Raw genomic sequence first — 16789 nt, forward strand, 5'->3', positions numbered from 1 at the left:
AAAAAAGCGTGAAGACGCCAGCCATTATTGGCTCGGAATTGACTCAAGTTGTTGCAGCAGTAAAGCCGCTTGCGTGCGAGTGCGCACATTCAGCTTGCGAAAGATCGCCGTGACGTGGGCCTTGATGGTCGCTTCCGACACACTCAGCTCATAGGCAATCTGCTTGTTCAGCAGGCCTTCGCAGACCATGGTCAACACACGGAACTGCTGCGGGGTCAGGCTGGCGAGACCATCGCTGGCGGCTTTGGCTTCGTCGGAAACGGCGACCGCTTCAAACGCTTGCGGCGGCCAGAAGACATCGCCATCGAGCACTTTGCGCACCGCTTCCTGAATCACGCTGAGGTCGCTGGATTTGGGAATAAAGCCACTGGCGCCAAACTCACGGGATTTGACCATCACCGACGCTTCTTCCTGCGCCGAAACCATCACCACCGGAATCTGCGGGTACTGTCCGCGTAGCATGACCAGCCCGGAAAACCCGAAAGCGCCGGGCATGTTCAGGTCCAGCAGGACCAGATCCCAGTCAGCTTTTTCGGTCAGGCGAGATTCCAGCTCGGCGATGCTCGCCACTTCTACCAGGCGGACATCCGGGCCAAGGCCCAGCGTCACCGCTTGATGCAGGGCGCTACGAAACAATGGGTGATCATCGGCAATCAGGATGTCGTATGTGGCCATTTTTCAAATGATCCTGTTTTTGATGGCAGCCCCGGTGCATTCCGGTCTGGCCAAAGCAACTCAAGATGCCGCTTGAAAGCGGTATCCACAGGGGCACGTTCAACGCCAATCAACAGCAAACACGGCGTTTCAAACCTTGGCCGCACCCTAATCGGCGCCAAGCATGCCCAGCGAAGACGGGGTGGTCAAGCAGCACGGCCGCTGGCTTGTACAGTATGGGCCACTATTGCGCCAACTCCGGCTGCGGCTTTCGTATATAGGGCAACAACTCGGCGTGGGCCGGCGTTGACTCGTTCATGTCCAGTTGCTGCTTGGCGCCCAGATAATGCTGGCTGAACACGTCGAAATAGGCGTCCAGCGCCGAGGCTGCGTCGCTGTCACCGGCCAGTTCCAGGCACAATGCTGCGACTTCGGCGGTGCACAGGTGCTCGCTGCGGGTCGAACGGCGCAAGCGGTAGCGCGAAAGCTTGTCGGGCAGCAGGCTGAGAATCGGCAAACGGTCGAAATACGGACTCTTGCGGAAAATTTTCCGCGCTTCAGTCCAAGTGGCGTCGAGCAGAATGAACAGCGGCCGCTTGCTGTTATCGATCGCGACGGTGTTGGTCACTCGCGCCGGTTCAACGTATTCGCCGGGAAACACCAGATACGGTTGCCATTGCGGATCATTGAGCAGCGCCAGCATCTGCGGATCAGGCTCGGTACGCGACCAGATAAATGCGTGGTTATCGCGCACCACGTCGGCAATCAGCCAACCGGTGTTGCTCGGTTTGAACACTTCCTTGCCGGTCATGATCAGGCACACGCCCGATCGGGTTTCGACACTCGGACGCCAGGCGCACAAACAATGGCTGATGATCACCCGACAGTCGCGGCAACGCTCGGAGCGAAAGCCACGAGCCTGAATCGGCTTGATGCCTTCATCTTCGCGCTGATCGCGCAGACGGGCGACGGCGTTAGGGGCATGATTCATCGCGGATAACGCCGAAAAGCAGGAAAACTCGACACAAACAACACTCGGCAGGGCAATAAAGGCCGGCAGTTTACCAGAGCGACGGGCACAAGCCTGTACCCTCCCGACCGGCTCCCCTATAATTCGCCGCCACTGAACGCACAGTCACGTGGCTGGTCGAAGCACCAGTCACTGAACCAGGAGAGTTTCATGCTGCGCCTTATCGTTCCCACCGCTGCCATTCTGCTGGCGTCGTCCTTCACCGCTCAGGCTGCATCCCTGAGTGAGCAGAATCTGAACCGCGAGCTGCGCAACGTCGCCGCCCAGAGCAGCGTCGGCACGCCTCGGGCAATCAATGAAGACATTCTTGATCAGGGCTACACCGTTGAAGGCACGCAGTTGATCAACCACCTGAGCGTGCAAAAGAGCCACGCCGACAAGATGCGCGCTGACCCTAAAGCCGTGTATTTCCAGTTGGGCGCCTCGGTGTGCAACAACCCGTCGTTCCGCAAGCTGATGGCCAAAGGCGCGATCATGCGTTACGACTTCACCGAAGTGAAAACCAACAAGGCCATCGGCTCCGCCAGCTACCAGGAATCGGATTGCCCGAAAGCCGGCCCGGCGAAGAAGAAGTAATCATCGCGAATTGGCGCGCCGCTGTTCATCCTCGGCGCGCAGTTCGGCCAGCAAGGCCTGTAGATAGTGCGAACGGCGTTCACCGCCCGCCAACCGCCGGCAGCACTCCTCTTCGAGACTGAGATGATTGGTCTCGGCTGATGCCTTCAACATTCGATACAGCTGCGTATCGATCTCCAGAATCACTCTGGCCATGTGTCCCGCCTCCTTGCCACCCGCAAATCCTTAATAGCGTGCACCTTGACGCAAAGCTGTCGTACGGCGCCTGTAAGTTAGTTAATCAGAGGGATTGCCGCTCGGCGCACGTTCGGACGAGCGGTGACGGGACGGGCGGAAAATCAATAAACGGTTGCCAGCCAAAACCTTGCAGCGCAATGATCAAGTCAGCGCGATTGCGCGCAAGGGTCTAGATTCACAGTATTCCCGATCACTTTTTCAACGGCAGGAAAGGAACTGCCGATCGTGTGTTTTTTGCAGCGCGGCACTGACGCTGCTCGTCAGGGCCATCCGCTCTGTGCAGAAGGAGACGTTGAATGCCTTACCAACCGAATGACCTCTTGAGCCGTCATTTTCAGGAAAGCGGTCCCGACCTCATCAGCCAGGTCGAAGCACAACTCAACCGTGTTTCCCCCAACAGCCCGAACATTCCCATCTACCGCGACATGATCCTGACCGTGCTGCGCATGGCCCAGGAAGACCACAACCGCTGGAACGCCAAGATCACCCTGCAGGCCCTGCGCGAACTGGAGCAGGCGTTCAGGGTACTGGAACAATTCAAGGGGCGGCGCAAAGTCACGGTGTTCGGCTCGGCGCGCACGCCGGTTGAACATCCTTTGTATGCCATGGCCCGAGAGCTCGGCGCGGCGTTGACGCGCTCGGACATGATGGTCATCACCGGTGCCGGGGGCGGCATCATGGCCGCCGCCCATGAAGGTGCCGGCCGCGATCATAGCCTCGGTTTCAACATCACCCTGCCCTTCGAACAGCATGCCAACCCGACCGTCGACGGTACCGGCAATCTATTGCCGTTCCACTTCTTCTTCACGCGAAAGCTGTTCTTTGTCAAAGAGGCTGACGCACTGGTGTTATGCCCGGGCGGGTTCGGCACACTGGATGAAGCATTGGAAGTGCTGACTTTGATCCAGACCGGCAAAAGTCCATTGGTGCCGGTGGTGCTGCTGGATGCGCCGGGCGGCACATTCTGGCAAGGCGCGATGGACTTCATTCGCCAGCAACTGGAGGACAACCGCTACATCCTGCCGACTGACATGAAACTGATGCGTCTGGTTTACACCGTTGAGGAAGCGGTGGAACAGATCAATCAGTTCTACAGCAACTTCCACTCCAGCCGTTGGCTCAAACGTCAGTTCGTGATTCGCATGCATCACAAGCTCAGCGATCAGGCCCTAGGGCACATGCAGGAAGCATTCGCCGATCTGTGCCTGAGCGACCAGTTTCATCAACACGACTACAGCGGTGAGGAACACGATGAAGCACAGTTCAGCCATCTGGCCCGGCTGGCCTTCGCCTTCAATGCCCGCACTCACGGGCGCCTGAGGGAGTTGATCGACTACATCAACCTGCCGGAAAACTGGGCTCATTCAAAACCGCAAACAGCGCAACGTTCGCGCGAACCCTCCAAGGTAATTTGAGGGCAAAAAAAACGGCCCGCTATTTTCATAGCGGGCCGTTTTTATTGAATCGATTTAATCGTCCATGCATCTACCGCTGAACAAGCGGTTGATCATCTCCATCGAAAACCCCCGATAGGCCAGAAACCGGCCTTGCTTGGCCCGTTCTTTCGCATCAATCGGTAAATGCCCGGAGAACTTCCTACGCCACGTTTCCTGCAGTTGTTCCTGCCAGCTGATACCGCTTTCGCGCAGGGCAAGCTCGATATCCGCGCGTTGCAAACCGCGCTGGCTCAGCTCCTCGCGAATCCGTAGAGGGCCGTAGCCGGAACGGGCACGGTAGGAAACAAAGCTTTCAAGGTAACGGGCTTCGGAAAGCAGTCCCTCTTCCGTCAAACGGTCGAGGGCTGTTTCGATCATCTCCGCCTCAGCGCCGCGTTGACGCAATTTGCGCGTCAACTCGACTCGACCGTGCTCGCGGCGTGCGAGCAGGTCCATGGCGGTTCGCCGCACCGCGACGAGGGTATCGAGTACGGCGGTGGTCATCGCTGTAATCAGATATCAGCGTCGGCCAGGTCGTCTTCAGTCTCTTTGACTGCAGAGGCCTTGGAGTCGATCACTGTCGGCGTCAGCAGTTTGTCACGCAGTTGTTTCTCGAGCTTCGCAGCGATTTCCGGGTTGTCCGCCAGGAACTTGGCCGAGTTGGCCTTGCCCTGACCGATCTTGGTGCCTTCGTAGGCATACCAGGCGCCGGATTTCTCGACAAAACCGTGCAGCACACCCAGGTCGATCATCTCGCCATTGAGGTAGATGCCTTTGCCGTAAAGAATCTGGAACTCGGCCTGACGGAACGGCGAAGCGACCTTGTTCTTCACAACCTTGACGCGGGTTTCGCTACCGACCACTTCGTCGCCTTCTTTCACCGCGCCGGTACGGCGGATGTCGAGACGAACCGAGGCGTAGAACTTCAGCGCGTTACCACCCGTGGTGGTTTCCGGGCTACCGAACATCACGCCGATCTTCATACGGATCTGGTTGATGAAGATCACCAGGCAGTTGGCGTTCTTGATGTTACCGGTGATTTTACGCAGCGCCTGGGACATCAGACGGGCTTGTAGGCCCACGTGCATGTCACCCATTTCGCCTTCGATTTCAGCCTTTGGTACCAGTGCAGCCACGGAGTCGACGATGATCACGTCAACAGCGTTGGAGCGCACCAGCATGTCGGTGATTTCCAGCGCCTGTTCACCGGTGTCCGGCTGCGACACCAGCAGGTCGTCGACGTTGACGCCCAGTTTGCCGGCGTACTCAGGGTCGAGAGCGTGTTCGGCGTCGACGAATGCGCAGGTCGCGCCGGCTTTTTGCGCCTGGGCGATCACGGACAAGGTCAGTGTGGTTTTACCGGAGGATTCAGGACCGTAGATTTCAACGATACGGCCTTTTGGCAGGCCGCCAATGCCGAGCGCGATGTCCAGACCCAGAGAGCCAGTCGAGATAGCCGGGATCGCCTGACGGTCTTGATCGCCCATACGCATCACGGCACCCTTGCCGAATTGACGTTCGATCTGACCCAGGGCCGCAGCCAAGGCTTTCTTCTTGTTGTCGTCCATTAAAGTCCTCACGTAATCAATAAGGCCTGACGGCCAACACCTGTATAAGTAGCCAGTATTATTCCACAGCGCTCGCGGATCGCCTACCCCTGATTTTCGATTTCTCGTGCCGCTAGTCGCAGGAGCCCCTCTAGCGCGGCCTTCACCGTTTGTCGGCGGACGTCATCGCGGTTGCCGGGGAAGTGCTGAACCTCACTGGTGACCGTTTCGCCAACGCCCCAGGCCAGCCACACCGTGCCGACCGGTTTGTTCGGCGAGCCGCCGTCCGGCCCGGCCACACCACTGACGGCTACGGCAAATCGCGCCAGGCTTTTGTCCTGGGCGCCACGCACCATCGCTTCAACCACCTCGCGACTGACCGCGCCCACCGTTTCGAACAACTCGGTCGGTACATTCAGTTGCTGGGTTTTCTGCCGGTTGGAGTAGGTCACATAACCGGCCTCGAACCACGCCGAACTGCCCGGGATCCGGGTGATCGCTTCTGCGATGCCGCCACCGGTACAGGACTCGGCGGTGGTGACGTGGGCATTGAGCAGTTGCAGACGTCGGCCAAGGTCGGCGGCCAGTTGAGTGATCTCTTTCACGGCGTGCTCCGGATCGTGTGGAATGCCTCCACCGTACACGACCCGGTTGCGCTTTCAATACACAGACTCATTCAAAATGTTCGGGTGCGAGCGCTCTGACATACGCCTGACACGCCTGCAAGGCGATCAGTCCACGGTCGCCGGTGTCGGTGATGGCGACAATTCGTTGAGCATGCGCCGGGTCAAGTCGGGCGCGTACGGTTGCATGATCCACGCTGCCGGCGCCGGCGGTGGCTGACACGTTGCAGCCTGGGGCAGTGTCGCTGGCGTCGAGAAGGACTGACAGGCGCACATCAGCAGTGGCAAGACGATCGCGCAAGCGATCCTGATCACGTTGGGCATCGCTCAGCGCTCGATAATGGGTTTGTTCACTGGCGGCGAGTCGTTGCTCCAGCGCCAGGCGTTTATCCTGCTCAACCTGCTGCGCTGCGGCAGCAGCAACATTCTGTTGATTGAGGACTTCGGCGTTTAACCGTGCCTGCTCCGCCAATTGCCGGCCGTAGCGCCACTCCTGAAACTGCCAGGCTGCGGCAAAAGCAGCAGCGGCCAGCAACACAACGCCAATCATTCGCCAGTGGATTGGCATAGCACCGCCCTCGCCCGTGCCCAGATTTCCAGACGATCCTGCAAGCCGTTCAACCCGCCGTTGATGCGCCGGGTGATGGTGTTGAACTGGTCGCGATCGGCCAGTTCGTTCAAGCCGTTCTGTTCCCAGAACCAAGCGGCAGACTCAGCGGCCCATTGCGGTTGTTCGAGCAGCTCGGGCAACGACAGCAGACGCTCATCGCCGAACAGACCGAGGCTGCACTGACGGTAATTCGAACGGCCGGTAATCTGAATCAACCCGCGCCCCCGATACTTTTGTCCGTCGCCGTCAGCCTCAGGTGTGTTACCCAGACGTAAGGCCAACGTGCCGGTGTCGTATTTGCTCAGGTATTGGTTGTTGCCCAGTTCACGCACATAGCGCAATTGACCCGACTCGTGCCCGACTTGCGCGAGGAACGCCGCGATACGTTTAGGCGTGTTGATATGGCGGCGAACCATGGCGCTATTGAGCGCAGAAACAAAAACGCCCGCTTGGCTGCGGGCGTTGGGCATGATGTCGATAAGGTCTTTTTCAGTAATTTGCATAATGCTTGATCCTCCCTGGATATTGCCCTGATTGAATCATGGTTGACGGCCAATACCTGCCAGCCATTTATTTGCCAGAGTTTTCAGGGTGCCCGCTGCCGCCTCAGGTGTTTCGTCCAATGGCAGCACTTGCCCGCCCGATGACAGCCAGGCCTGATACTCAGTCCAGTCGCGATTGGTCGGATCCTGGGGGATGAATGCTGAATCCTCCATGCGCAATACGCCGCACGCCGTCAATTGGTATGTCATGTGTCACTCCTAGATTTCAGCGTCCGCTGTCCATTCAATCTGCAACCCGTTACCGGGCGCGCTGTTGGGTGATGTCACCGTGCTAAGCGCGAAAGTACGCTGCGTCACACCGTGCACGAACGTCCCCGTACAGGCTGTTTGTACCGTGTAGTTCCAGACCTGATTACCTGTATTTGCAGGGCAATACAGCACGACGGTAGGTTGCACTCGCTTCAGTATTTGCATGTGGATGGCCAAGCCATATTGGCCAGCGTTGGCACCTGCCGATTGACTGAACGAAAGAACGCACGTACTGACGCCATTGTTCGCCTGAATCGGTAAACGGTTGGCGAAAGACTTCTCAAAGTATCGCTGACACAACATCAACTCTTCAGCGACCGGACGGTATTCGAAAGGCGTGGAAACCGGTCCTTCCTCCAACTGGAGTTGCGCCAGATCAACCGTCTGCACAACGTTGAGTGGCAGGTCGAACGCCAGTCTCAGGTGGTCGTTCGTGCCCAGCATTTTCCCCGCAATGGACGGTACTTGAAATGTCGCGGTGTATTTTGTCCAAGCCGTATTCAACTGGAAGACGTCCACCGTTTTTATTACGGATTCCGAACCGCTGACGCCAAACAACTGCCCCACGGTCACTTTCAGCGCGCGCGGCGCATCGGATCTTGCCCAGAACGTGACGGTGGCGGTCTTCCCGGCCAGGGTTCGCACCGACTCAATGGCCTGGGAGATTTTGTGCTCCGTTGCACCAATTCCTGCCGTGGTTTGCTGCCAACGCAGGAAATACGCCGGCTCACCGGCCACCTCGGTTTGCCCCGGGGTGAAGCTTTGCCGGCTGATACCCACAGCTGCATTACCGTTCCAGTCACAGCGAAAACGGTCGGCTACATAACCACCGACGTTCGGTGCCTGATTGGTGATCCCGCGTTGCCAGATATCGAATCCGCCATTGATCAACAGATTCTTGCGGTACACCTGCACCGGGAATTGCTGCAAGGGGTCGGGTTTCGACAACAGCCGAATCGCCTGCGCGAGTTGATTGGTTTGCTCTTCGTCCGGGGTCAATCCTGCGGCTTTAATTGCGCTGAGAATTTCTTCGGTAACGCTGTTACCCCAACTGGCCGGGATTAATGAACCGGGCTTTCCAGCAATCGGGTCTTCATCGACAAACTTGCCGTTCTCCAGGCCGGAGCCGGGAACGCTTTTTGGATAGTCCATGTTGATTCCTCAGCCGTTTGCCCGCAGCAGGCCTTCCAGCCAATCGGGCTCGACCGGACGCGACAGTGCGTTTGGAAAGTCCGGATCATTTGGCCACTCACGCAGAGCTTGCCGGTAAGCCAGCAACTGCTTGAACTCTTCGGCGCGCAGGGTCGTGCCGCCGCCAACTTCAAGCTCTTCAGCGTCGCGGAACACCAACCACTGGGTGTTTTGAAGCACCTGGTTGCGCCATGCACGCTCATGACTGGCAAGCGCAATCGGCGAAATAAGCGGATCGGTCAGTACAGGCTGGCCAGAGTGACTGGCGCTGATGACTTTGCCGCTTGCCTGCCCGGCAAACAGCTCGGCGTATTGCGCCTGGGTGATTTCCACCGCCCCGTCAGGCACTTCGGGAAGTGCGCTGTCGACTCGATCAAAGCCCAGGCTTTGCGCATAGAAATAAATCGTCATGATCAATACCCCCAAACCAGAACGCGACCCGAAATCCCCGGCTCAGCCTTTACACTTCCAGCCAGCACATTTCGGACCCGCGCAACCACTGTCGTTGTCGTGGAGTTCGCGCCGTCAAATGCCCAAACGGTTACGTTGGAGCTACTCCAACCTGCCGGATAGCCTTCATTGGCAACACCTCCGAGGACAGCATTGGGAAACCTGATCGGCAGCGACACCGTCATGTTGCCATTCGCATCGGAGCCCCCCGTTACCCACTGCACGATCAAACCGCTGGGCAACTTTTGATATCCCGATGTGGCGAACTGCGCGGCATAATTGGCTGAATACTTCAGCGCAGCGGTGCCATACACCACCCACACTCCAGACTCCCTGACGAAGTTCGCACTCTCCCCATTGGTCATCACGATCGACGCCAGATAAGCCCCTTGCGGACTGATCTGCGCACCGGTTTTACTGGCCACCGTGACGGGCGCACTATTACGGCAATGCAAGCTGATCGTGGCGCCGCTCGGCACCGCAGCGGCATCCGGAAGCGTCACGGTATACGCCGCGTTACCGCCCAGCCCAATCGAGCAGCCAACATCGGTCTGGGTCAATTGGGTGGCGGCGGATATTCCGCGAGCACTGGCATAACTGCCCAGCGCCCGTTGCACAAACTCGGACGTTGCTGCCGAGCGTCCGCCATCAAACTGCGGCGCCGTCGTGAACAATGTCGGGCTGCGCAAAGCCGCCAACAACTGATTGTTCGACGACTCATTCGGCGTCAGGCCGGCCGCCTGAACGACGTTAAGAATTTCTTGCGTGACGCTGTTGCCCCACGTCGCCGGGATCAGCGAACCGGGTTTACCGGCGATCGGGTCTTCGTCGACAAACTGGCCATTGACCAACCCGACACTGGGCACACTCTTGGGATAGTCCAAGGTTTATCTCCTTAATCTGAAAATACATTGGGCGCAGGCCTCAGCCGCTTGAAGCGGCTAGCCACACCGAGGCCGAAGACCGGGAAACGGTCAAAGGAACAAACGTTTCCTTGTGCAGATATCAATCGGTCACGACAGCGCCGGGAATTGCCGGCCAAGTGACGGCCTCGGGAAAGCCGCCCTGCTTTTCAATGCGGTTCAGCTCTACGCTGTAGAGCTTCCATTCCATCAGCAAAAGCTGTTCATCATGGCTGGCATCGCCGATGTCTTCGGCGTACTGCAGGGGCGCGATTCTCAGCACGGCATCGCGAAGCAACGCATCACGTTTAGCGAGAATGACGCGTTTGCGATCCGCCAGTTGCGCGATGTCATCGACCCGCCAGGCGTGATCCACCCAGATGTGAAAGCCACCCGGCCAAGGCAACCGGGTGAAGCCCTCCGGCAATTCGCCAAGCGCGTTCCAGGTTTCCCGAATGCCTGTGTCAGTGCGATAGACATCCCCACGACAATCGATCTGCTGTTGCAACGAACCCTTGTCATAGGCCCAGGCAAACCCCTCAGGCGCTGGGGAGAGTTCGATGCTCAGCGTCACCGCATTGCTTGGCAGTTGCAGACCGATCCCGGGCACCAGCGGAAACTCGACAGGCCCGGTCAATGCACCGCTGTCATCTATCAGATAATTGAACATGTGCACCTCAGATCAGTTTGATTCGCGCGGGATAAGCGATGTTTCGCGGTCGGGTTTCGCCAGCGAAATTGCCGATATTGCCGATGTAGGCATCATTGTCGAATGCAGGGTTGGGATAGGTCGTTGCCACCGTTGCTGAAGTCGGTAAAAAATTGACGTTGGTGGTAACGTCCCAGGCGGTATCCGGAATCGCTGGAGCAGGCTTGAATGTCGCCCCGGTTCCCGTCGGCAGATAATGGTTGTGGCTTTGCAAAGCGTGCATTTGCAGACTGCCTGTTACACGTCCAGCATCAACGTTTCTGCTCTCACTCAGCACCCGCAAAAATTCGCCCCGAATCTCGGGAATTCGAAAGTTCGAAGCGCCATCGCCACTGGTCCAGGCACCTTCTCTGCCCACTCGGGCCGCTTCGGTCGTCAATGCCCCGGACGCCTGAGCAAAATCCCACAGCCACGGCCATTCGGCCCGCTTGAACAGATCACCGTTGGGAACGCCATAACCACCCGGATTAAGCGTTGTGGTGGTCTCGAACAACGGGCGGCCCAAGGCGGTATTGTCGAAGCGTCCGATCGGCCACCAGCTCCCGGCTCCGTCACTGCGCAGATGCCACCAGTCACCTCCACCCATCAACACCAGAAACGGATAACCGCTGGCCGACAGGTAGGTGTGAAAGCGAATCCTGTCGGTGCCGGATGCTTGAACAACGAGGCGATTGCCGCTGTTGTCGACACGACGAAGAATCACATCGCGTACACCCAGAGCAAGATCCGCCGGAGGTAAAGTCAGGGTCACGGGAGCGGGACTGCCATCGATCAAAACGAGACCGAGTTCCTGCTCGGCCAGTGACTTGGAAGCTGCAAGCCGGGTAATCACCGAACGCATCGGACTCGCGCTACCAACAATCGACTGAATCGCCTTGTACAACTGCCCGGTATCCGCCTCGGACGGCACTAACCCGCCGCCGGTAACCACACTCAGAATCTCCTGAGTCACACTGTTGCCCCAAACCGCCGGAATCAACGAACCCGGCGCTCCCGCCACCGGGTTTTCATCGACGAAACGACCATCGACCAGACCGACGCTGGGGACGCTTTTTGGATAGTCCATAATTGGTTTTCCTGTACCTGGAATATTGATAGGCGATGCCGACAAAGCAGCATCCAGTCACTCGGCAGTCATCCAGGCAGGCTTTTTCGGTCGAGAGCGTTTGGCGGGAAATTTCTTCGCCTGGGGCCACTTGCGCAGCGCCTGCAGGTAGGTCAGCAGCGTCAGGTATTCAGCGTCGGACAGCGTGGTGATCTTCATCAGCTCCACTTCGTCACGGTGACGATCGCGCAACCAGACAATCCGGTTGAATTCCTGATCGCGCCACGCCTTGGCTTCGGCCGATGTTTGCTCTTCAGAAAGAGCTGTCGACTCGACCAGGATCGGCAGACCTTGCTCGTCATGGGATCGCTCGGTACCCGCTACAGGATTTGCGATGACCGACTCATAACGCGCCTCGTCGATTTCAACGGCATCGTCTGGAAGGCTGGTGTGATAACCCGACAAATAGGTGTTGCCGGTGGTGCGGCTATAGAAACGTTTCATTTCAGTTACCCACCCCCAGGACAGTGACAAAACCGGAGCCACCGGAATTACTCAAGACTTGAACCTGGCTGGGATCAAAGTAGGTCACCAAGGGTGGAGTGACGATATCGAAAAAGGGTGCGTTGCCGCTGTGCGAGTAACTTGCCCAGGTAGCGGCGCACTGGGTCTTGAAAGCCACCGGCCAGGGTTTTGCAACATAGGTTTTATCTGTAGCGATGGTGATCATGACCCACTGAATCATGAAGCCCCCCAACCAGCTCGGAAAAGCGATATAGCCGTTCGCGCCAATGCTGTAGGAAACACCAAACCAGAGTTTTTTCGGCGTGACGAAAGTGGTGTCATCCGTCCCCGCATTGACCTGGGCTTGAGTCGCGATCCGCGCCCAGCCAAAAACCGTTTCAGTGGCTTGCACCACTTTCTTTTCGATCGCCTGGAACACCCGCTGCGGAGTCATCAGACGGCTGCTGCTGGTACCCGCCTCGGCCTCATCCTTGCTTGCCAGAGAATCACTTTTGTTCTTTTCGACAATTGCCGAAATCGCCGCTTTGAGTTGCGTAGTGTCGCCCTCGTCGGGGGCTAGTCCGGCGGCAGTGATCACATTGATGACTTCATCGGTAACGCTGTTGCCCCATCGCGCCGGAATCAATGAGCCCGGCGTTCCCATCAATGGGTTTTCATCAACAAATTTGCCATTCACCAGCCCGGAACTGGGCACACTCTTCGGATAATCCATCCCGTCATTCCTCCCTAGTCATAATTGATGTGCACCTTGGTATGCGCCGGCGCACTGCGGTGAATCAGGCATTCCAGTGCCGAGCCCGGGTTGACACCGAAACGCTCACCCCAATAGCTCGCGCCGAAACGCCGACCCAGCAACAAGCGCCCGCCGGTATTGAGCGTCCACATGAACTGCGCTTCCCACGTACCCCAATGCGCCGAGCCGAAACGCGAGCGGCCCATGCGTGGGGCTTCGAGTTCGGTGATGGTCGCGTTGGGGTAACCCTGGCTTTTGGCGATGTCGATGTAGTAACCGACAGCCTGGCTGCCGACCGCGAGCAAGCGCCGGCGTACGGCGAGGCGGCGGTCGTCGAACAGCGGTGTGGCGCCCAGGCACGGGTCGGGCAGGTTCATCACCCGCTCCCAATCCGGCACCAGTTCGCTGACGCCGGCCGGGTCCATCTCGTTGAGCAGGTCGGCGGCGCGGGCATCGAGGCGCGCCAGTTCGACGGCGACGCCTTGCAGCACTTCTTCCAGCTCCGGCACGCGCTCCGGGTCCCACGCAGGGCCAGTGGGCAGCAAGGCGCGCAGTTGCGCCTGATATTGCGCGGCGGTTCTTATGCCCCCCATACGCAACCTCCGAAGGTCAGCAGTTCGCTGTCGTTGGCCGTGACGTTGGCCACGGGAGCTGTCAGCACGTGGTCGGTTTCACCTGCGGCGCTACTGATCGCTTCGCGAATATGGCTGATCAGCAAGTCCTCACCGAGGTCAGCCTCGCGGTTGTGCAAGTCGCGCAATTGGGTTTCGACCGCCGCGCGCACGGCGCTGGTGTCGGGGGTCAACTTCAGGCGATAGGTCACGGGCACCTGAATCGGTGGAAGCACATGCACTTCAGCCGTCACTGGGCGCAGCGGCTCGATGTAAGCCTGTACTTCGGCCAGTTGCTCGTCGTTTGGCACCGGTTGCGGGTCGTCGTCACGCATGATGTACACGCCGACGGTGCCAGGGCCAAGCAGGCCACCACGGCACCAGGCACGCGTCACGCCCGGCACTTCCAGTGCCCAGGTCTCGTAGTCGCTGGCCGAACCGCCATGGGGAATCACGCGGTAAGAACGAATCACCCGCGAGCGCAGCGACTCCAGACTTTCCCGCGCAACACCGCCGCTGAGTCCCGGTGCCAGCACCACAAAACTGTTACCGACCACACCGGCAATCGGCTGCACCGGTGTCAGCGCCAGCCCGGCGTCGGCATTGCCGAGGCTGCCGGGATCCAGCGCGGCGATGGTGGTGGTGTTGCTGCCATTGGCCGTGGTGCGCACGGCGGTGACTTTGTAGGTGCGGCCGTCATTGGTTTGCAGCAGCGTATCGGCGTCGAGCACCGCGCCGGCAGTCGCGGTAAAACTAACGCTACCGGTGGCGACTTGCGCGGGTTTGCGCGGTTGATTCAAACGCAGCGCAGCGATGCGCTCCAGAGTCGATTCATCGGCTTTGTCGGGAAGGATCTGCTCGGCAATCCAGTCGAGATAACCGTACAGACCATAAGCGGCGCCGCCGAGGGTACGGGCCAAGACTTGCGCATCGGACTGGCGCAGCGAATCGCCGGCCAGGTCGCTTTGGGTGCGCTTGATCAGCACCGGCAGCGAAGGGGTTTCAAACGGCATAGATCACCTGCCAACTGTTATCGGGGTTGATGTCCAGACGTTCGCCGTCAGCCAAGGTCAGGACCGTGCGCAGGTTCAGGCGCTGGGCGTCGAGGCGTTCGCTGATGATGTCGATGGCGCTGCAGTGGCCGTCGTCGATCAGCCACTGCAAGGCTTCACGGGCATAGAACTCGGCGTCCATCTGCGTTTGTCGGGTCAGCTTGACCCGGCGCAACAGCCACAGCCGCGAGCCGATGCGATCGTCGGCGACGGTGGGAAAGGTGTCGCCCCACCAGCCGAAACGTTCTTCGTCGTCGAGAGCGTCGTCATCGGCGGCGCGACGCCAGGTGAACAGGCTGATGAGCACGGAGCGGGTTAGCGCGGCATGGAGGTTTTGGCTGATAAGCATCACTTGCCTCCTGCCGGCGCGCCGGTCTGGCCGCTGCCGGCCTGTACACCGACGTGCACGTGTTTGATCTGGCTGATGCCACCGGCGAGTTGATCGCCGGTGGAAACGATCTTGCCGGTCTGGTTGATCACCGGCGTATCGAAGTTCACCGCGCTGCTGGCGCGGATGTTCAGCGTGGCGGTTTCGATATCGATGATCCGCCCGCGCTTGAAGTGAATCCGGTCGCCCTCGTCGGTGTAGATCGCCACTTCGCCCGACGCCAGCGATTGCAGGCGATAGCGGCGGTCAGCGATGACCAGGGCGATGGCGTGGGAACGGTCGCCACCGATGAAGGTGACGACACCTTCGGCACCGGCCAGCGGATGGCTGGTGAAGCCGTAAGGTTCGAAGTGCTCCATGTCGTCATTCACTTCGCCGGCGGTGAGGCGCATTTGCAGCGATTGCAGCTTGGATGCCGAATTGGCGAGCACGACAGTGCCGCGCGCCAGCAGGCGTGTCAGTAGGCTCATGAATTGTCCTCAAGTGGTGAGGTTGATGCTGATCCCTGTGGGAGCGAGCTTGCTCGCGAAAGCGTCCTGACAAGCACCAGAGCGGTGTCTGATCTGACGCCTTCGCGAGCAAGCTCGCTCCCACAGGGGCGGGCGTCAGGCTGATGGTTTTTTCGGGGGGCTCGGATTGGCGTCGAAGGTATGCGGCGGTGCCACTTGCAGCGTGGTCACCGAGCCTTGTGCCGACAGCGAGTACGTGACTTTGGAGATCAGCATGTCGCCATCAAACCCAAGCACCGGATCCGTGACTTTGACCAGCGTGTTGTGCCGCCAAAGATCACCGTTGGCCTGACGCCAGCCCTGCACCTGATATGTGGTGGTCTGCGCCCGCCCCATACGGGTGATGCTCTCCCACTGGGCGCGTTGCTGGGCCAGTTCGAATGTCAGCGCGGTGCCCTCGTTGATGATGGTGGTGCGTCGACGTTTGAAGCTCAGATCGGTCGCGCTGGATTCAACCTCGCTGACTGCCGCCCCGCTCTTCTTGTCCGAACCTTTCTGCTGGCCGATCACCCGGTACTCGGAGAACACCTGGCTCTGATCCATGGGGGCGTTGGCCGACAGGATATTCTTGCCCAGCTCCAGCGCATCACTGGCCCGCCCACCGCTGCCAGGCTTGGCCAGCACCAGCCGGCCCTGCGCGTCATCGGTGGAAAACACCCGGAACAGCGAGAGCAACCGGTCGATCGACTGGAACACCGTTTCGCCCGGCACGATGGTGTGCTTGGCGAGCCGCACGGTCTCGGGAATTTCATTGACCACCATCAGCCCGTACTCCATCGCCAGCGCCTGAACGATGCTCAACAGCGGTTGCTCCTGCCACTGGTTCGGCTGGTTTCTGGCGGCGCAATCGACCAGATCCTGGGTCTTGGAACTGCCCTCGATGCTCAGGCTGATCTGGCGCCCGTCATAGCTGATCGGAGCCTTGAACACATAGCCGGTGAGCACCAGGTCCTGGCCGATTTTCACTTCGCAGGGGTCACCCGGCTTGATCCGCTGGTCCACCGTCTGCCCCGGCCACTGCCAGGTGATGTCAAGTTTGAAAGTGCGGAACTGGCGCTCTAGATCGGCCGTGATCTCCACGCTTTTCCAGCCGCCGTATTCCATGTTGTTGACGGTCAATGTGACGCTGTTATCCATCTCGCTCATGGT

Annotated in this window: 23 protein-coding genes; 2 read left to right on the forward strand and 21 right to left on the reverse strand. The window is 59.1% G+C overall.

The annotated features are described in order from the left end of the window. Positions 1-24: 24 nt before the first annotated feature. Together erdR and FGA82_RS22280 are read right to left on the reverse strand one after the other, a co-directional pair. Complete coding sequence (gene erdR, locus FGA82_RS22275; protein WP_007908734.1) at positions 25-675, reverse strand: response regulator transcription factor ErdR; 651 nt, start codon at positions 673-675, stop codon at positions 25-27. A 223-nt stretch (positions 676-898) separates the two neighbouring features. Further along, on the reverse strand, positions 899-1645 hold the full coding sequence (locus tag FGA82_RS22280) for a tRNA-uridine aminocarboxypropyltransferase (RefSeq protein ID WP_141128781.1): 747 nt from the start codon (positions 1643-1645) through the stop codon (positions 899-901). A gap of 189 nt (positions 1646-1834) precedes the next feature. On the opposite strand from FGA82_RS22280, the gene FGA82_RS22285 reads away from it, so the two are divergent. Continuing rightward, positions 1835-2260, forward strand: a complete 426-nt coding sequence (locus FGA82_RS22285; protein WP_034154935.1) for a PA3611 family quorum-sensing-regulated virulence factor — start codon at positions 1835-1837, stop codon at positions 2258-2260. Here FGA82_RS22285 and FGA82_RS22290 read toward each other — a convergent pair whose 3' ends face one another. Next, complete coding sequence (locus FGA82_RS22290; protein ID WP_034154934.1) at positions 2261-2455, reverse strand: hypothetical protein; 195 nt, start codon at positions 2453-2455, stop codon at positions 2261-2263. Positions 2456-2793: 338 nt separating this feature from the next. On the opposite strand from FGA82_RS22290, the gene FGA82_RS22295 reads away from it, so the two are divergent. After that, on the forward strand, positions 2794-3912 hold the full coding sequence (locus FGA82_RS22295; protein WP_141128782.1) for a TIGR00730 family Rossman fold protein: 1119 nt from the start codon (positions 2794-2796) through the stop codon (positions 3910-3912). Between the two features lie 54 nt (positions 3913-3966). On the opposite strand, the gene recX is transcribed toward FGA82_RS22295, so the two are convergent. The 18 genes from recX to FGA82_RS22385 all read right to left on the reverse strand — a co-directional run bounded on the left by recX (position 3967) and on the right by FGA82_RS22385 (position 16786). Then, positions 3967-4437: a recombination regulator RecX gene (gene recX / locus FGA82_RS22300; protein WP_141128783.1), complete on the reverse strand. Its 471-nt coding sequence runs from the start codon at positions 4435-4437 to the stop codon at positions 3967-3969. 8 nt (positions 4438-4445) lie between these two features. After that, entirely contained in the window at positions 4446-5501 is a 1056-nt protein-coding gene (recA, locus tag FGA82_RS22305) for a recombinase RecA (protein ID WP_008077164.1), read from the reverse strand. Positions 5502-5584: 83 nt separating this feature from the next. After that, the gene (locus FGA82_RS22310) at positions 5585-6085 is read right to left on the reverse strand and encodes a CinA family protein (protein WP_137217552.1); all 501 of its coding nucleotides are present in this window, start codon (positions 6083-6085) and stop codon (positions 5585-5587) included. A 67-nt stretch (positions 6086-6152) separates the two neighbouring features. Further along, positions 6153-6671, reverse strand: a complete 519-nt coding sequence (locus FGA82_RS22315) for a lysis system i-spanin subunit Rz (protein WP_141128784.1) — start codon at positions 6669-6671, stop codon at positions 6153-6155. After that, positions 6650-7216, reverse strand: coding sequence for a glycoside hydrolase family 19 protein (locus FGA82_RS22320; RefSeq protein WP_141128785.1), 567 nt, complete (start codon positions 7214-7216; stop codon positions 6650-6652). The genes FGA82_RS22315 and FGA82_RS22320 overlap by 22 nt, the downstream gene beginning before the upstream one ends. A 36-nt stretch (positions 7217-7252) precedes the next feature. Next, a complete protein-coding gene (locus FGA82_RS22325) occupies positions 7253-7465 on the reverse strand; it encodes a hypothetical protein (RefSeq protein WP_141128786.1) in 213 nt (70 codons plus the stop codon). Between the two features lie 9 nt (positions 7466-7474). Then, the gene (locus tag FGA82_RS22330) at positions 7475-8677 is read right to left on the reverse strand and encodes a carbohydrate-binding protein CenC (RefSeq protein WP_141128787.1); all 1203 of its coding nucleotides are present in this window, start codon (positions 8675-8677) and stop codon (positions 7475-7477) included. A 9-nt stretch (positions 8678-8686) separates the two neighbouring features. Further along, positions 8687-9127 (reverse strand): phage tail assembly chaperone, encoded by a 441-nt coding sequence (locus FGA82_RS22335; RefSeq protein WP_141128788.1) that lies wholly within the window; start codon positions 9125-9127, stop codon positions 8687-8689. Between the two features lie 2 nt (positions 9128-9129). Further along, positions 9130-10050 (reverse strand): gp53-like domain-containing protein, encoded by a 921-nt coding sequence (locus FGA82_RS22340; RefSeq protein ID WP_141128789.1) that lies wholly within the window; start codon positions 10048-10050, stop codon positions 9130-9132. 121 nt (positions 10051-10171) lie between these two features. Then, positions 10172-10738, reverse strand: coding sequence for a tail fiber assembly protein (locus FGA82_RS22345; protein ID WP_141128790.1), 567 nt, complete (start codon positions 10736-10738; stop codon positions 10172-10174). A gap of 7 nt (positions 10739-10745) precedes the next feature. Further along, positions 10746-11843 (reverse strand): phage tail protein, encoded by a 1098-nt coding sequence (locus tag FGA82_RS22350; protein ID WP_141128938.1) that lies wholly within the window; start codon positions 11841-11843, stop codon positions 10746-10748. A gap of 57 nt (positions 11844-11900) precedes the next feature. Beyond that, positions 11901-12326 (reverse strand): phage tail assembly chaperone, encoded by a 426-nt coding sequence (locus FGA82_RS22355; protein WP_141128791.1) that lies wholly within the window; start codon positions 12324-12326, stop codon positions 11901-11903. Between the two features lies 1 nt (position 12327). Then, on the reverse strand, positions 12328-13059 hold the full coding sequence (locus tag FGA82_RS22360) for a hypothetical protein (protein WP_141128792.1): 732 nt from the start codon (positions 13057-13059) through the stop codon (positions 12328-12330). A 14-nt stretch (positions 13060-13073) separates the two neighbouring features. Then, on the reverse strand, positions 13074-13673 hold the full coding sequence (locus FGA82_RS22365) for a YmfQ family protein (protein ID WP_077571357.1): 600 nt from the start codon (positions 13671-13673) through the stop codon (positions 13074-13076). Continuing rightward, positions 13661-14704 carry a baseplate J/gp47 family protein gene (locus FGA82_RS22370; RefSeq protein WP_141128793.1) on the reverse strand — a complete coding sequence of 348 codons (1044 nt, stop codon included), beginning with the start codon at positions 14702-14704 and terminating at the stop codon, positions 13661-13663. The genes FGA82_RS22365 and FGA82_RS22370 overlap by 13 nt, the downstream gene beginning before the upstream one ends. Beyond that, positions 14694-15092: a phage GP46 family protein gene (locus tag FGA82_RS22375; protein ID WP_123719829.1), complete on the reverse strand. Its 399-nt coding sequence runs from the start codon at positions 15090-15092 to the stop codon at positions 14694-14696. Before FGA82_RS22375 ends, FGA82_RS22370 begins: the two co-directional genes overlap by 11 nt. Further along, positions 15092-15601 (reverse strand): phage baseplate assembly protein V, encoded by a 510-nt coding sequence (locus FGA82_RS22380; RefSeq protein WP_141128794.1) that lies wholly within the window; start codon positions 15599-15601, stop codon positions 15092-15094. Before FGA82_RS22380 ends, FGA82_RS22375 begins: the two co-directional genes overlap by 1 nt. 135 nt (positions 15602-15736) lie before the next feature. Continuing rightward, complete coding sequence (locus tag FGA82_RS22385) at positions 15737-16786, reverse strand: phage baseplate assembly protein (RefSeq protein WP_141128795.1); 1050 nt, start codon at positions 16784-16786, stop codon at positions 15737-15739. Positions 16787-16789 lie beyond the last annotated feature (3 nt).

The sequence above is a fragment of the Pseudomonas fluorescens genome, from assembly GCF_005938625.1.
GTDB lineage: Bacteria > Pseudomonadota > Gammaproteobacteria > Pseudomonadales > Pseudomonadaceae > Aquipseudomonas > Aquipseudomonas fluorescens_BD.

Excerpts from the sequence above, each read along its gene's own strand:
- FGA82_RS22320 (WP_141128785.1), bottom strand. The coding sequence starts at position 7,216 with ATGCAAATTACTGAAAAAGACCTTATCGACATCATGCCCAACGCCCGC.
- FGA82_RS22360 (WP_141128792.1), bottom strand. The coding sequence starts at position 13,059 with ATGGATTATCCGAAGAGTGTGCCCAGTTCCGGGCTGGTGAATGGCAAA.
- recA (WP_008077164.1), bottom strand. The coding sequence starts at position 5,501 with ATGGACGACAACAAGAAGAAAGCCTTGGCTGCGGCCCTGGGTCAGATC.
- FGA82_RS22330 (WP_141128787.1), bottom strand. The coding sequence starts at position 8,677 with ATGGACTATCCAAAAAGCGTTCCCGGCTCCGGCCTGGAGAACGGCAAG.
- FGA82_RS22285 (WP_034154935.1), top strand. The coding sequence starts at position 1,835 with ATGCTGCGCCTTATCGTTCCCACCGCTGCCATTCTGCTGGCGTCGTCC.
- FGA82_RS22365 (WP_077571357.1), bottom strand. The coding sequence starts at position 13,673 with ATGGGGGGCATAAGAACCGCCGCGCAATATCAGGCGCAACTGCGCGCC.
- FGA82_RS22345 (WP_141128790.1), bottom strand. The coding sequence starts at position 10,738 with ATGTTCAATTATCTGATAGATGACAGCGGTGCATTGACCGGGCCTGTC.
- FGA82_RS22375 (WP_123719829.1), bottom strand. The coding sequence starts at position 15,092 with ATGCTTATCAGCCAAAACCTCCATGCCGCGCTAACCCGCTCCGTGCTC.
- FGA82_RS22385 (WP_141128795.1), bottom strand. The coding sequence starts at position 16,786 with ATGAGCGAGATGGATAACAGCGTCACATTGACCGTCAACAACATGGAA.
- FGA82_RS22295 (WP_141128782.1), top strand. The coding sequence starts at position 2,794 with ATGCCTTACCAACCGAATGACCTCTTGAGCCGTCATTTTCAGGAAAGC.
- FGA82_RS22315 (WP_141128784.1), bottom strand. The coding sequence starts at position 6,671 with ATGCCAATCCACTGGCGAATGATTGGCGTTGTGTTGCTGGCCGCTGCT.
- FGA82_RS22355 (WP_141128791.1), bottom strand. The coding sequence starts at position 12,326 with ATGAAACGTTTCTATAGCCGCACCACCGGCAACACCTATTTGTCGGGT.
- FGA82_RS22370 (WP_141128793.1), bottom strand. The coding sequence starts at position 14,704 with ATGCCGTTTGAAACCCCTTCGCTGCCGGTGCTGATCAAGCGCACCCAA.
- FGA82_RS22280 (WP_141128781.1), bottom strand. The coding sequence starts at position 1,645 with ATGAATCATGCCCCTAACGCCGTCGCCCGTCTGCGCGATCAGCGCGAA.
- FGA82_RS22325 (WP_141128786.1), bottom strand. The coding sequence starts at position 7,465 with ATGACATACCAATTGACGGCGTGCGGCGTATTGCGCATGGAGGATTCA.
- FGA82_RS22350 (WP_141128938.1), bottom strand. The coding sequence starts at position 11,843 with ATGGACTATCCAAAAAGCGTCCCCAGCGTCGGTCTGGTCGATGGTCGT.
- recX (WP_141128783.1), bottom strand. The coding sequence starts at position 4,437 with ATGACCACCGCCGTACTCGATACCCTCGTCGCGGTGCGGCGAACCGCC.
- FGA82_RS22335 (WP_141128788.1), bottom strand. The coding sequence starts at position 9,127 with ATGACGATTTATTTCTATGCGCAAAGCCTGGGCTTTGATCGAGTCGAC.
- erdR (WP_007908734.1), bottom strand. The coding sequence starts at position 675 with ATGGCCACATACGACATCCTGATTGCCGATGATCACCCATTGTTTCGT.
- FGA82_RS22380 (WP_141128794.1), bottom strand. The coding sequence starts at position 15,601 with ATGAGCCTACTGACACGCCTGCTGGCGCGCGGCACTGTCGTGCTCGCC.
- FGA82_RS22290 (WP_034154934.1), bottom strand. The coding sequence starts at position 2,455 with ATGGCCAGAGTGATTCTGGAGATCGATACGCAGCTGTATCGAATGTTG.